Raw genomic sequence first — 14246 nt, forward strand, 5'->3', positions numbered from 1 at the left:
ATTTCGACTGGCTGGTCAAAAAGGCTCGGATGCTACCGCATCTCGCCCTCTTAACCAACATTACTCAAAATTGCACTTCATCCTTGAATCCGCCAAACATAACTTTTGTTACCAAAGTTAGATAATAAAAAAGCAGCCTTAAGCTGCTTTTTTATTTACACCTAAATTTAATTATTAAAGTTTAATTACTTTGTTGGAAATAATTACCGTATTTATAATTTTTGGTAATTATAAATACTTAAAACAGCCTATATTACCTATTAAAGACACAATAATAAGCGATTGATAGCAAGATATAACTAGATTTAAAATAATTGAAATTTAAGCGTTTTATACGGTGAAATATTAAAAGGAAATCTGTTACGCAACTTGATAATTTCACTTCGAAATATATCAACCACAGTAACCTGTGGTAAACACCGCGGATATCTGTCTTTTATTATACCTCAGAGAGAAGGTAACTTACGGAACGATCAGAGAGCTTCTCGATCTCCTCTTTAGCCACGTGATTGTAACCGTCTATCGAAATATCAACACGTTCAAATCAGCGACTCGCAGCGACGGGTGACGCAATAAGAGCTTGTAGAGCAATCAAGACGAAGCGAGTATCCAGAGCGAGAACCGCTTACAGTATGAGAACGTAAGGGGCTTTCGTGGAGCAGAAAACGTCATTGATGAGCGTTTTGGTAAAAAGCGTGAGGATAGTGAGTAATTTTCAGCTGTCAGTTCAGACACATTTGAAAGAACCCACAATCAGCGTATGCAAGTTTGGGCTGCACATCTGATTGTAGAGATTTTAAAAAGAATAAATACCAAGGATTAATATCGCGTAGATCGAAGACAACAAACACGATCAAAAAATTAACCTTCTGGTTTAGATTTAGATTTTACTGATGCTGTCTTTGCTGTCTTTGCTGTCTTTGCTGTCTTTGCTGTCTTTGCTGTCTTTGCTGTCTTTGCTGTCTTTGCTGTCTTTGCTGTCTTTGCTGTGGCAGCCGTTTTGTTTGTTTTGGTCGTCTTAGTCGATTTTGTGACAGTTTTAGTTTTTTTCTTGACCCCACCCTTGGTAGATTTTGCGGCCAATAATTCGATGGCTTGCTCCAGGGTAACACTTTCAACAGTCAGCGGTGCTGGAATAGTGGCATTGTCTTTGCCATGTTTTACATAAGGCCCATAACGGCCTTCATAAACGCCAATAGGTTTCTGATCTTCCGGGTGAATACCTACTTCACGCAACATGCCACGATTAGATTTAGGCTCTGCAAGTAAAGCGACAGCACGTTCCAGACCAATATCGTAAACATTGTCTGTTTTAGGAATAGATTTAAATTCACTGTTGTGCTTTAAATATGGCCCAAAGCGACCAATACTGGCTTCAATCAGTTTGCCGGTTTCCGGGTGAGTACCTACTTCTCTGGGTAGGGACAATAGTTTAAGTGCGGTCGGTAAATCGGCTGTTTCAACAGGTACATTTTTGGGCCAAGCGGCGCGGCGCGGTTTCTTTTCTGCACCCGCAACAACAGGACCAAGCTGAACGTAATAACCAAACGGCCCTTTAAGTAACAAGATATCCAGACCTGTTTTTGGATCCGGGCCCAAGGAAACAGGCTCTTCCGGCTGTCTGCCATTTTCTACTGGTCTGGTGTAGTCACATTCAGGATAGCCGCTACACCCAATAAAGACACCGCGTTTACTTGGATATTTATATAAACCTTTACCGCATTTTGGGCAAGGTTCGTTCAGTGCTTCACCCCGTTCTACTTCCTGCTTTTCAGTGATCAGTTTGTGAAAAGAGGCCCAGAACTCTTCTAAAACCGGAATCCATTCAGCTTTTCCGGTGGAAATAAAATCCAGTTTGTCTTCCAGCTTTGCAGTGAAGTCGTAATCGACGTATCGTGCAAAATGCTCTGTCAGAAAACCGTTAACGATTCGGCCGATTTCAGTGGGGGTAAAGCGCTTTTTGTCCAGAATGGCGTATTCACGTGCTTGTAGCGTGGAGATAATACTGGCGTAGGTTGAGGGACGGCCTATTCCGTATTCTTCTAGGCTTTTAACCAAGCTGGCTTCTGTATAGCGCGGTGGTGGCTGAGTAAAGTGCTGATCGCCGTAAAGTTTATCAATGCCGATTTGCTCGCCCTCTTCCAGAACAGGCAATTTATTTTCATCTTCCTCACCGGTTTCACTAACTTCGTCTTCGCCTTCCTGGTATACGGCGATAAATCCGGGGAAAACCAGGGTTTGACCTGTTGCACGAAATAAATTATCTTTGCCGGCGACACTGATATCCAGGCTAACAGTATCAAATTTGGCCGGGCTCATCTGGCACGCCAGAGTACGCTTCCAGATCATTTCATAGAGTTTTGCTTGATCCAGTGTAAGAAATTCCCGGATACTTTGCGGGCTACGAGAAATGGCGGTCGGACGAATTGCTTCGTGGGCTTCCTGGGCATTCTTGGATTTGTTTTTGTAGGCAACAGGGGCTTTGGGCAGATAGTCAGCATCGAAATTTTTGCTGATATATTGCCGAATATCTTCAATGGCTTCATTTGCGAGGCTGACAGAATCGGTACGCATATACGTAATCAGACCTGTCGCGCCACTCCCGGTATCGATACCTTCATAGAGTTGCTGGGCGACACGCATGGCGCGTTCTGTAGTAAAGCCCAGCTTACGAACCGCTTCCTGTTGCAAGGTGGAGGTGGTAAAAGGCGCGGCTGCCTGACGTTGCTTGCGTTTTTTATCGACTTTGACAACGGTGCCGGTGGATTTGGCATTTGCTGTCAGGAAATCAATCACACTCTGGTTTTTATCAGCATTTTGAATGCTGAACTGGGACAGTTTTTCCCCGTGCAACTGAAATAGCTTGGCGGAAAACTTTTGTTTCCCTTTATGACTGTCTAAATGAACGCTCCAGTATTCTTCAGATTTAAACGCTTCAATTTCCAATTCGCGCTCAACAATCAATCTGAGTGCCGGGCTTTGTACACGACCGGCACTCAGTCCTTTGCTGATTTTTTTCCACAAGAGCGGGGATAGATTGAAACCGACCAGATAATCCAGAGCGCGGCGTGCTTGTTGCGCATTAACCAGCGGCATTTCAATATCACGTGGATTTGCAATGGCCGCTTTAACGGCGGTTTCAGTAATTTCGTAAAATACAACGCGCTTCAAGGTTTTGCTTTTGAGCAGCTTCTTGGACTTAAGAATTTCAGCTATATGCCAGGCAATGGCTTCACCTTCCCGGTCCGGATCCGTTGCCAGAAATATGTGGTCTGCTGCTTTAACCGCTTTGGTAATAGCATCAACGTGCCGCGAATTACGCTCGATAAGCTCGTACTTCATGGCAAATTCATGTTCTGTATCAATGGCACCTTTTTTAGGTATCAGATCGCGGACATGGCCGTAGGAAGCAAGGATTTCAAAATCCTTACCTAAGTATTTTTTAAGCGTTTTCGCTTTTGATGGTGATTCTACAATCAGCAGATTAGTTGACATGAACTATCTATATATAAAGGAGCAAAGCGAAAGATGATAAGAATAAATCTTGTTGAAGGCAAGTAAGTGGGTGAATTATCAATGCATCTGATAAGGAATATCGCCGAATAAAAGCTCTTCCAGAAACATGTAATCCTGAGCCTGGTCTTGGCTCCACAAGACAATGAGTACTGTCCATTTTAATTTTTCCAGGGTGACTTCATCATCACTGAGTGCAAACGCCCGATCTATGACCCACTCTCTTTGCAAAGGGTTTAATATGCCGGAAGATTCGAGAAAACTGAGAAAACCACGACATTCATCGTCCATTTTCCGTAGTTCCTGAGGCGCATAAATTCGGTGTGACGTACTTTCAGCCAGATGGTCTGGATAAGACCCTTCTGACAGGTCTTCCAGTCCGTTCAACCAGTCCAGCGCTTGATGGATCTCACTTTTATCAAAACCTGCAGCTGAGAGCTTTAAGGCCAAACCCTCTTGGTCCGGGTAATGAAAATCCTCAGCATCAAAATAATTTTCAAATAAGTAGACCAGGATATCAAACATAAATTTCTTCTTTAATATTAATATAGAGATGAACCTTGCATAAGAAATATTTGGAAGTTGGATTGTACGGGGTAGAAGCATGTATTTTAACTGATTCTTTGGTATTGCCCACCAGGTAACGAGGCAACCCGCCCTTCCAACTCCAGTTCCAACAGCATGGCGCAAACACGATCAGTCGTCAAGCCACTGCGGTTGGCAAGCGTATCAATGTCAGTTGATTCAAAGCCAAGACTTTTCATTAAAGGGTGATCATCTGTTTCAGTTTGCTGAATGGTTGAATGACAGGTTTCTTTCAGCGGCACCTGACCTAGCTCTTCTAGGATGTCCTGGGCAGATTCAACCAGTTTCGCGCCTTGTTTGATAAGACTATGGCACCCTTTTGATAATGGGGAATGAATGGAGCCAGGAATAGCAAAGACTTCTTTGCCCTGCTCTGCGGCTAATTTGGCTGTGATCAAGGAGCCGCTTTGAAGCGCGGCCTCTACAACCAGGCAACCATGGGTTAAGCCGCTAATAAGGCGATTTCGTTTTGGAAAGTTACCGGCGATAGCCGGTGTGCCCAAAGGGTATTCAGAAAGAATAGCGCCATTGGCGGCAAGCTGGTGAGCAAGTGCTCTGTTTCGGGCGGGGTAAACTATATCCAATCCTGTGCCAACGACGGCTAAACTGCCAGAAACGCCGTTTAAGCCACCATGATGGGCTGCCGCATCAATGCCTAACGCTAAGCCGCTAACGATGCAATACCCACTGTTACTAAGCGTCTGTGCAAAGGCCTCAGCATTCTTCAAGCCTTGCGGGGTAGCGTTACGGCTACCTACAATGGCAAATGAGGCCTGGTTAAGGAGTGCTCTTTGCCCTTTCAAATAAAACAAGGGTGGCGGGTCGGTAATCTGCAGTATTGATTCGGGATAGTCAGCATCTGAAAACGTGACCACATGATTGTTGGGCTCTTGTAACCAATCCGTTGTGGAGGTAATGCTTGCAAGGTCAATGCCATTGCTGATTGCACGCGCTACGGCTTCTTTTACATGTAATTTGAGGGCGTGATAGTCGGTGGCAAAAACCCGCTCCGGTTCGCCAAAAGCTTGAAGCAGTTTTCTTAAAGAGGCATTGCCAAGACCGGGGATAAGGCTTAATGCAATCCAGTGTTGGGTGTTAGTTGGCGTTGTCATGATTGGCAACGCCAAGACAGTTCCGTCAAACAAGTATCATCATGGATTTTGTGCATTATCCAGCGTGCGTACAGGTCGTGTGGACTGGATAACCAGCGCATATGAAACATGGTTAAAGGTTCTGAAAATAAATGCTAAGCCATATCGCTCATCGGGTAACTTGATGGTGCTGTCTTTATCGTTTTTCTTGCCAAATGGGGAAATATTGGCGCCATGGCGATAAAGTGCAAGCACATGACCTACCTCAAGCCCATCTTCTGTACCTTTGTTTAAGGTAATAATGTAGTTTCGGCCTGTTTCGCCCAGGCTTTCACCATAAGTGGACATTACGCGGGCGTTGATGGTTTTTTCCGGCGCATGGGGAACATAGCTCGGGAAAACCTCTTTAGACGCCGGGAGCAAATGATCACCAATGTTGACTTCTTGAGATGACTTGACGATTTCTAGCGTGGCAGGGTCTCCTTCAGCCGTCACTTTACCCTGCCCCAGATAAACAGCTTCATAGCCCAGGATTTCTTTGGTGTCGGGATCAATCAGGGGGTTTCCGTTGCGATAGATTTGCCAATAATCAGATTTTTCCTGAGGCATTCCCTGCGCATAGACAATATTTCCGGTACCGGCAAGGACGCGATCTTCCTGTGTCGCTACAATGACGGCAGTTGAATCAAGACCATCTTTTTCAATCACCAGCGGTCTGCTGATAAATGGTTCTATATCTGCAGTGGGTATAGCGGGAATGGCAAGGGTTTTAGTATCGATGCGCGTTTGCGGGCTTAGTTTGACAACTGATTTTCCGCCAGACCCGTACTTTCCATTTTTTAACAAACGTAATTGAGGATATTTGCCGCTTCGATCCAGTACGATCAGATCTCCTGGATAAATAAGGTTGGGGTTTTTTATTTCTTGCTTATTCATCTTCCAGATTTCTGGCCAACGCCATGGTTGTTTCAGAAATTTACCTGAAATATCCCATAGGGTGTCACCCTTTACGACGACATAGCGGTCAGGTGGATTGTCTTGTAGCTGAAGTTCGTCAGCGGCTGCTTGCATAGCAATAAAACCGGATAAAGCTATAGCGATGATTGAGTTACGCATATACGGCCTCGGTCGATAAAGAATTTTATTACTTAAATCCGGTCTAAGTCGGTAAAATGGTCGGCTTATAACGCGTTAAAATTTAAGCGTGAACAGTTGTCCGTACTATTATATAGTGCGGCACGAAACTAAAAAATTAATTCATGTTTAGCTACTTGCAGTAAATTCTGCATGTAATTAATTAAATTGGCAAGTTTTATGGCGATTTTACAAATACTGTGTTACCCAGATGAAAGGCTGCATACTGTAGCCAAACCCGTATCCGAAGTGAATGACAAGATCCGTAAGCTGGTGGATGATATGGCTACGACCATGTATGCCGCTCCAGGAATCGGCTTGGCAGCAACGCAAGTGAATGTTCACCAACGGGTGGTGGTGATTGATATTTCTGAATCCCGTGATCAGTTACTGACGTTGATTAATCCGGAAATTACCAAATCGAAAGGTGAGGCTGAAAGAGAAGAGGGCTGCCTTTCTGTTCCGGGTATTTATGATACGGTGACGCGTGCTGAAAAAATCACGGTGAAGGCTTTGGACCGAAATGGTAAACCGTTTACGTTGGATGCCGATGGGTTGCTGGCCGTTTGCATACAACATGAAATTGATCATCTCAAAGGTAAAGTTTTTGTAGAATACCTCTCCAGGCTGAAGCAAACACGTATCAAAAGTAAGTTAAAAAAACACCAGCGCGAGACAATGTAATGCGAATTATTTTTGCGGGTACGCCGGAGTTCGCGGCCCAGGCGCTAACCGCATTGCTGGGGGCTGGCCATGATATTCCGCTTGTTCTGACCCAGCCGGACCGACCTGCCGGCCGCGGCATGAAGGCCACAGCAAGTGCCGTGAAGCAATTAGCTGAGCAAAACGGTATTCCGGTTTGGCAACCCACCTCATTAAAAGATCCAGAAATTCAATCGAAGCTCTCTGACATTGGCGCTGACGTAATGGTAGTGGCGGCTTATGGACTGTTGTTGCCCCAGGATGTATTGGAAATTCCATTATTGGGTTGTCTGAATATTCACGCATCACTGTTGCCGCGCTGGCGCGGTGCTGCACCGATTCAGCGCGCTTTGCTGGCGGGGGACAAGGAAACGGGTATCTGCATCATGCAAATGGATGTGGGGCTGGATACCGGGGATGTGTTGATGCAATCGGCTTTACCCATTGACGAGGAAGATACAGCGCAAACCTTGCACGACAAACTGGCAGTGCTCGGTGCTGAAAATATTGTGAAGGCGCTGGAATGGCTTCCGCTGGGTAAATTGAATGCGGTGCCTCAAAATGATGCTGAAGCCACTTATGCGGCAAAGTTGAACAAGGTTGAAGCGCGGCTCGACTGGCAAAAAAGCGCCGTAGAGCTTGCCAGAGCAGTGCGTGCTTATAATCCCTTTCCTGTCGCGCAATTGATGGTGAAAGGGGAAATAGTCCGTATATGGAAAGCGCATGCTGAAAATTCGCAGCAAGGAACCCCTGGGACTATTTTGAGTGCGGATAAATCTGGTATTTGTGTGGCCTGCGGCACGGGCGTGCTGCGGTTACTGGAAGTGCAAAAGGCCGGGGGGAAAAGGATGCCGGTTGCGCAGTTTTTACAGGGAAATCAGTTGCAAGCTGGGGATTGTTGCGAGACTTGAATTTTTATAAATTTGCACCATCTAAATGGATGTAAAAGTCAGGGCTATTAATAAAGGCTCATGTCAAAACAGATTCGAGTAAAGGATGAGATATGTTGGGAAACTGGTTTAAAACGTCTTTGCTCATGGCGGCAATTGTAGGACTGTTTGGCGCTATCGGCATGATGCTGGGTGGCGCAGGCGGTATGCTGATTGCGCTATTGGTGGGTGGTGCGATGAATCTGTGGGCGTATTGGAATTCCGACAAAATGGTGTTGAAAATGTACAACGCCCAGGAAGTCGACGCGAATAGTGCGCCGCAACTCTATAACATCGTGAAGGATCTAGCCGGACGAGCCGGATTACCAATGCCGAAGGTTTATCTGATAAACGAAGCGCAGCCCAATGCCTTTGCTACAGGCCGCAACCCTGAAAATGCAGCGGTTGCAGCTACCACGGGTATTTTGCAGTTGCTGTCTGAGCGTGAATTGCGTGGCGTGATGGCGCACGAATTAGCCCATGTGCAGCATCGGGATATTTTAATTTCGACCCTTTCAGCAACAATGGCTGGAGCCATATCAGCCTTGGCAAATTTCGCCATGTTTTTTGGCGGCCGTGACAGTGAAGGCCGGCACACCAGTCCGCTGGTTGGTATTGCGGTAGGTTTGCTTGCACCTTTAGCGGCGGCGTTAATTCAGATGGCCATTTCACGGTCGCGCGAATTTGAAGCGGATCGTCGCGGTGCTGAAATCAGCGGCACTCCTGCAGGCTTGGCGGATGCGCTCCTTAAAATTGAGCGCTATGCCCAGGGCTTGCCCCTTATGACGGCAGAAGCACACCCTGAGACTGCTCAAATGATGATTATTAATCCGTTGTCTGGCGGAGGCTTGAGAGGACTGTTCAGTACACATCCTGCAACGGCGGAGCGTATTGCACGCTTGCAAGCAATGGTTAAAAATTTTGCTTGATATCCAGCGCCTGGCCAGCGCTTCCGTTTGCAGTGTGTTGGCGGGACGCAATCTTTCGGTGGTCTTGCAGGCTGTCTGGCAAAAAAATGCCAAACTTGCACCGCAACAACGGGCAGCCATTCAAGATATTAGTTACGGTACATTACGCTATCTGGGGCAGCTTCAGGGAGTGCTGGACCAGCTTCTAGACAAACCTTTGCGCGATAAAGCGTTGCGTTGCTTGCTGTTGGTCGGTCTTTATCAGCTGCAATATAGCAAGGCGGCGAGCCATGCGATTGTCGATAATGCCGTGAAAACAGCCATTGCCATTAAACAAGCGCATGCCAAAGGTTTAGTGAATGCGGTGTTGCGTAATTTCATGCGACGTAAAGAAAGTTTGCTGCAAGCGCTGGAAGGGAACGAAGAGGCCAGTTATTCGCACCCGCAGTGGTGGATAGACAAGCTTAAAATGCAATACCCTGAACATTGGCAAAGTATATTGGCTGTTAATAATCAGCATCCTCCCATGACTCTCCGCATAAATCGCAACCTGAGTTCGGTTGATGCCTATCTGAATCAATTGAAAGCGAATGAAATATCAGCCCGTGCACTGGGTAATTCTGCAGTCAAGCTGGATCATCCAGTTTCTGTTGATAAATTGCCGGGTTTCAGTGATGGGGTTGTTTCAGTACAGGATGCTGGTGCGCAATATGCAGCTACGTTGCTTGATGTAAAGGATGGAATGCGGGTGCTGGATGCTTGCAGTGCCCCTGGGGGTAAAACAGCGCATATTCTGGAATTGGCGAAAGTTAACTTAACGGCATTGGACAGTGATTCAGAACGCCTGCAGAAGGTGTCGCAAAATTTAAAACGACTCAATTTTACGGCAAATTTAATTACGGGTGACGCGGCTGACACTTCGAAATGGTGGGATGGGCGCTTGTTCGACAGAATTCTGGCAGATGTGCCCTGCTCTGCTTCCGGTGTTGTCCGTCGACACCCCGATATTAAATGGCTCCGGCGCGCGCAGGATATTTTACAGTTTGCTGAACAGCAGCAGAAAATACTGGATGCATTATGGCGTTGTCTGGCCATAGGTGGTAAATTGTTATACGTAACTTGTTCTGTTTTTGAAAAAGAAAACGGGTCTCAGATGGCCGCGTTTCTTGAGCGCCATCAAGATGCGCAACGTCTTCCCCTTACTGGGATAGACACTCTTGAAGGGCAATTGATACCAAATGAGATGCACGATGGGTTTTACTACGCCTTGCTTGCAAAAGGCTGACAGTTTTTTTTCTAAAATCACTTCTTTTCCGAGGTTATGCGGTCAGTTATTAGCCCGCATATTGCTCTATGGCGTACTTACTTTTTCCTTTCTGACATTTTCAAACGCAGCTAATGCTGCAAATGTAGAAGGCATCCAGATTAAATCTGCCGAATTAACTCTTTTAGAAGAAAGCAGCTATCAGGTAAATGCTGAATTTGAAATTAATTTTAGTCCAAAATTGGAAGAAGCAATAACCAAAGGGGTGCCGGTTACATTTATAGTGGAATTTGAGATTAACCACCCCCGCTGGTATTGGTTGGATGACGAGTTGGTGAAAACGCAGAAGGTGTACAAACTAAGTTACAACGCATTGATCCGGCAATATCAATTAAGCGAAGGCACTACCCATAAAAACTTCAGTAATTTAAGCGAAGCTAAAGCTGCGTTGAGTAATATACAAGATTGGCCAGTTTTTGATCGTAGCTTGATAAAAAAGAATAACACTTACAAAGCGTTACTTCGCATGCGCCTGGATGTATCTCTGTTACCCAAGCCTTTGCAAGTCAATGCGCTGGCATCCAAAGACTGGAATCTTGATTCTGACTGGTATCGGTGGACGCTACCCTCAGATGCACCCACTACTCAGATCAAAGAAAAATAAGCCGTGCGATACATTGTTATCTTAGGAATCACCCTTGGTGCGGTGTTGTTGTATTTGCTTTCTCAGGCAAGTGGCAACTCCCCTTCTCTTGGTCAAAACTATCCATTGTTATTGGCATTGAATATGGCACTGGCAGTTGGTTTGATGGGGCTGGTAGGGTACCAGTTATGGGGACTTCGGCGAAAAATAAAAGCGAAGGTTTTTGGTGCAAAACTGACGTTGCGTATTTTAGTGATGCTAGCCATGATGGCGCTTGTTCCTGGTGCTGTCGTCTATGGCGTGTCGGTACAGTTTTTAACCAAGAGTATCGAGTCGTGGTTTGACGTGCGGGTGGATAATGCGCTGGAAGGTGGTTTGAGCCTGGGGCAAACTGCTTTGGATTATTTGTTAAGGGATTTGAATAAAAAAGCCGAATCCATGTCACTGGCGCTGTCCGATAAGCCGGGTTCCGAGCATATTACGCAACTGAATAATCTGCGTGAACAATTAGGGGTGCAGGAAGCGACTCTGTTCAATCAGCGCGGTAAAGTCATTGCGTATTCCAGTACTGAGCGCGCTGAACTGTTACCCGCTATACCGAGCCCTTCTGTATTGCGTCAGGTACGGCAGCAACAGCCGTTCAGTGCGATAGAGTCTATTCCCGGCAAGGGGCTTTTTTTACGGGTTGTCGTGCCTGTTAATGTATTAAGTTTCAGTGAAGATATTCGGGTACTGCAATTAATTCAGCAAGTACCCAAGCAGTTGGCGCGAGATGCAGAAGCAGTGCAATCCGTGTATCGGGATTACCAGGAACTATCACTATCCCGACTGGGATTAAAGCGGTTATATGGTTTAACGCTGACATTTACGCTCTTGTTCGCGTTGCTTTCTGCAATGGCGTTGGCATTTTTGTTAAGTGAGAAACTCAGCGCACCTTTAAGTTTGCTGGCAGAAGGAACGAGGGCGGTAGCCAAGGGCGATTTTAGTTTGATGCATCCGGTGCAAAGCAAGGACGAGCTGGGTGGTCTGATGCAGTCTTTTAACAGCATGACACGTCAGCTTGCTGAAATACGTGCTGCCGCAGAGCTGAATCATCAACAGTTAGAAACAGCCAAAGCCTACCTGGAAAGTATCCTCGCACATCTTTCATCGGGTGTGCTGACGATGGATGAGCGGTTTTATCTGAGAACAGGTAATGTAGCAGCCCAGCAAATATTAGGCGTGGAAACATCGTATTTGCGCAACACGAAATTGGTGGAATGGCGCTCGCCGGAAACAGAACTGAATGTTTTTGCGCAAGAAGTGGCGGAGCAATTTAAGAATGCACCGCAGAAAGACTGGCAAAAACAAGTAGAGTATGTGGGGCAAGCAGGCAAACAGGTTTTGCTGGTTAGGGGTACCCGTCTTCCAGCCAGTACAGATGGCGGCTATATTGTTGTGTTTGATGATATTACCCATATGCTTCAGGCGCAACGGGATGCCGCCTGGGGTGAAGTAGCGCGCCGCCTTGCCCATGAAATAAAGAACCCGCTTACTCCTATTCAGTTATCAGCGGAGCGGCTGGAACGCAAGCTGGTTGATAAATTGAGTGAAGCCGACGGTGAGATGCTTAAACGCGCAACACATACGATTGTGAATCAGGTGGCTGCGTTAAACAGCATGGTAGATGCATTTAAAGAGTATGCCCGTTCCCCTTCACTTAACTTGCAAGAGTTGGATCTGAATCGGTTGGTGCGAGAGGTGCTGGCATTATACGAATCCATGGGAAACAATGTTAAGCTGGATTTGTCAGAAAATCTGCCAATAATTATGGGAGATATGACATTATTACGACAGGTAATTCATAATTTATTACAAAATGCACAAGATGCGTTGATTGATCAGCAGGCTTCTCAGATTGTTGTGCATACCGAAGTATCGGAAAAGTGGGTGAAATTAGTGGTCAGGGATAATGGCAGTGGTTTCCCTGAGCATATATTGTCTCGGGTGTTTGAGCCCTATGTAACGACCAAGCAGAAGGGAACCGGATTGGGACTTGCGATAGTCAAAAAGATAGTCGAGGAACATAATGGCATGATTCAAATTGAAAACATTCAGCCGCATGGCGCGTGTGTTAGCATTTCATTGCACGTTGCGGGGAGCGTTTAAATGAATACAAACAAAATCCTGGTGGTTGATGATGAGGTTGGCATCAGGGAATTGCTACTTGAAATTCTTCAGGATGAAGGATACCAGGTGCTATTGGCAGAAAATGCGAGCGCTGCGCGTGAAATTAGAAGCCAGGGAAGGCCCGATCTTGTATTGCTTGATATCTGGATGCCGGATACCGACGGGATAACGTTGCTTAAAGAATGGTCAAGTGCCGGGCTGTTAACCATGCCTGTGGTGATGATGTCCGGCCATGGCTCAATAGATACGGCAGTGGAAGCTACAAAGATAGGCGCTTTTGATTTTCTTGAGAAACCAATTGCTCTGCAAAAACTATTGACTACGGTAGTAAGAGCGTTGAAAAAGGGTGCGGCTATTAACAGGCCGAACTTAAGCCTGTTTAATCTGGGAAAAAGCCAGGTTATTCTTGATTTGAAAAAGCGTCTGACACAGATAGCCAATTTTAAAACCCCATTATTGTTGATGGGTGAACGCGGCTCAGGGACAGAATTGTGTGCACGTTATCTGCATGAACCCAATACGCCCTGGATAACGCTCGAAAATTCTACACAACTTTATGAAAATCCCAACGATTTGCTGCAACAGGCAAAAGATGGTTTGCTGTATATGTCAGAAATTGGCGATCTGAATAAGCAGGAGCAAAAAGGCCTGCAGTTTTTGTTGGCCAAGCTGGAAAAATTTAATGTCCGGCTTATTTGTGCCACCACCAAAAGTTTGCCTAGCCTGGTTGAGTTGCAGTCATTTGACGCATCACTGTATAAAAGCCTCAGCGTTTTGACGTTAGCCATACCGTCTTTACGTGAACATCGTGAAGACATACCAGACTTGGCGATTATGCTGCTTTCACAGTTAGTTGAATCCAAAGAGGCACCTCCTAGGGAGTTTACCGTTGCAGCGCTCAATACTCTGCGGAATCATACGTGGGCAGGCAATATGGATGAGCTAAGTAATGTAGTGAAAACGCTGGCGTTGACCTCTTTGAGCGACGAAATCAGTCAGGACGAAGTGAGCCGGGTGTTAGTACAGTTCAAATCATCACTTGATTCTACCGCCCAAGCGCCTCAGTTTTCTATGGATATTCCCTTGCGTGAAGCGCGGGATATTTTTGAGCGCGCGTATTTTGATCATCATATTAAACTGTCTTCAGGCAATATGAGTCGTGTTGCAGAAAAAGTGGGGCTTGAGCGCACACACCTTTACCGCAAATTAAAACAATTAGGGATTAATGTTGCTAAACGGGGTGTTAGCGAAGAATGATTTTGCATTTTGCAATAGCAAGTTAACGTACAGACGAAAAGGGAAACAATC

Annotated in this window: 11 protein-coding genes; 7 read left to right on the plus strand and 4 right to left on the minus strand. The window is 45.9% G+C overall.

Features of this window, described 5'->3' with window-relative positions; translation table 11 throughout:
* Window positions 1-861 precede the first annotated feature (861 nt).
* The 4 genes from topA to EDC63_RS16860 form a co-directional block, all read right to left on the minus strand.
* The gene (topA, locus tag EDC63_RS16845; RefSeq protein ID WP_124946090.1) at window positions 862-3495 is read right to left on the minus strand and encodes a type I DNA topoisomerase; all 2634 of its coding nucleotides are present in this window, start codon (window positions 3493-3495) and stop codon (window positions 862-864) included.
* Window positions 3496-3573: 78 nt separating this feature from the next.
* Complete coding sequence (locus tag EDC63_RS16850; RefSeq protein ID WP_124946089.1) at window positions 3574-4038, minus strand: DUF494 family protein; 465 nt, start codon at window positions 4036-4038, stop codon at window positions 3574-3576.
* An 86-nt stretch (window positions 4039-4124) separates the two neighbouring features.
* Window positions 4125-5210, minus strand: coding sequence for a DNA-processing protein DprA (dprA, locus tag EDC63_RS16855; protein ID WP_124946088.1), 1086 nt, complete (start codon window positions 5208-5210; stop codon window positions 4125-4127).
* A gap of 39 nt (window positions 5211-5249) precedes the next feature.
* Window positions 5250-6305, minus strand: a complete 1056-nt coding sequence (locus tag EDC63_RS16860; protein WP_124946087.1) for a LysM peptidoglycan-binding domain-containing protein — start codon at window positions 6303-6305, stop codon at window positions 5250-5252.
* Between the two features lie 198 nt (window positions 6306-6503).
* Between EDC63_RS16860 and def the strand changes: the two genes are divergently transcribed.
* The 7 genes from def to EDC63_RS16895 all read left to right on the plus strand — a co-directional run bounded on the left by def (window position 6504) and on the right by EDC63_RS16895 (window position 14195).
* Window positions 6504-7007 (plus strand): peptide deformylase, encoded by a 504-nt coding sequence (def, locus tag EDC63_RS16865; RefSeq protein WP_124946086.1) that lies wholly within the window; start codon window positions 6504-6506, stop codon window positions 7005-7007.
* Window positions 7007-7936 (plus strand): methionyl-tRNA formyltransferase, encoded by a 930-nt coding sequence (fmt, locus tag EDC63_RS16870; protein ID WP_124946085.1) that lies wholly within the window; start codon window positions 7007-7009, stop codon window positions 7934-7936. The genes def and fmt overlap by 1 nt, the downstream gene beginning before the upstream one ends.
* Before the next feature lie 92 nt (window positions 7937-8028).
* Complete coding sequence (gene htpX / locus EDC63_RS16875) at window positions 8029-8883, plus strand: zinc metalloprotease HtpX (protein WP_124946084.1); 855 nt, start codon at window positions 8029-8031, stop codon at window positions 8881-8883.
* Complete coding sequence (rsmB, locus tag EDC63_RS16880) at window positions 8876-10147, plus strand: 16S rRNA (cytosine(967)-C(5))-methyltransferase RsmB (RefSeq protein WP_124946083.1); 1272 nt, start codon at window positions 8876-8878, stop codon at window positions 10145-10147. Before htpX ends, rsmB begins: the two co-directional genes overlap by 8 nt.
* Window positions 10113-10790: a DUF4390 domain-containing protein gene (locus EDC63_RS16885; protein WP_165923032.1), complete on the plus strand. Its 678-nt coding sequence runs from the start codon at window positions 10113-10115 to the stop codon at window positions 10788-10790. Before rsmB ends, EDC63_RS16885 begins: the two co-directional genes overlap by 35 nt.
* 3 nt (window positions 10791-10793) lie before the next feature.
* Window positions 10794-12917, plus strand: coding sequence for a sensor histidine kinase (locus tag EDC63_RS16890; RefSeq protein WP_124946081.1), 2124 nt, complete (start codon window positions 10794-10796; stop codon window positions 12915-12917).
* Window positions 12918-14195 carry a sigma-54-dependent transcriptional regulator gene (locus EDC63_RS16895; protein ID WP_124946080.1) on the plus strand — a complete coding sequence of 426 codons (1278 nt, stop codon included), beginning with the start codon at window positions 12918-12920 and terminating at the stop codon, window positions 14193-14195.
* Window positions 14196-14246: the final 51 nt, after the last annotated feature.

The sequence above is a fragment of the Sulfurirhabdus autotrophica genome, assembly GCF_004346685.1.
In the GTDB taxonomy this organism is placed as follows: domain Bacteria; phylum Pseudomonadota; class Gammaproteobacteria; order Burkholderiales; family SMCO01; genus Sulfurirhabdus; species Sulfurirhabdus autotrophica.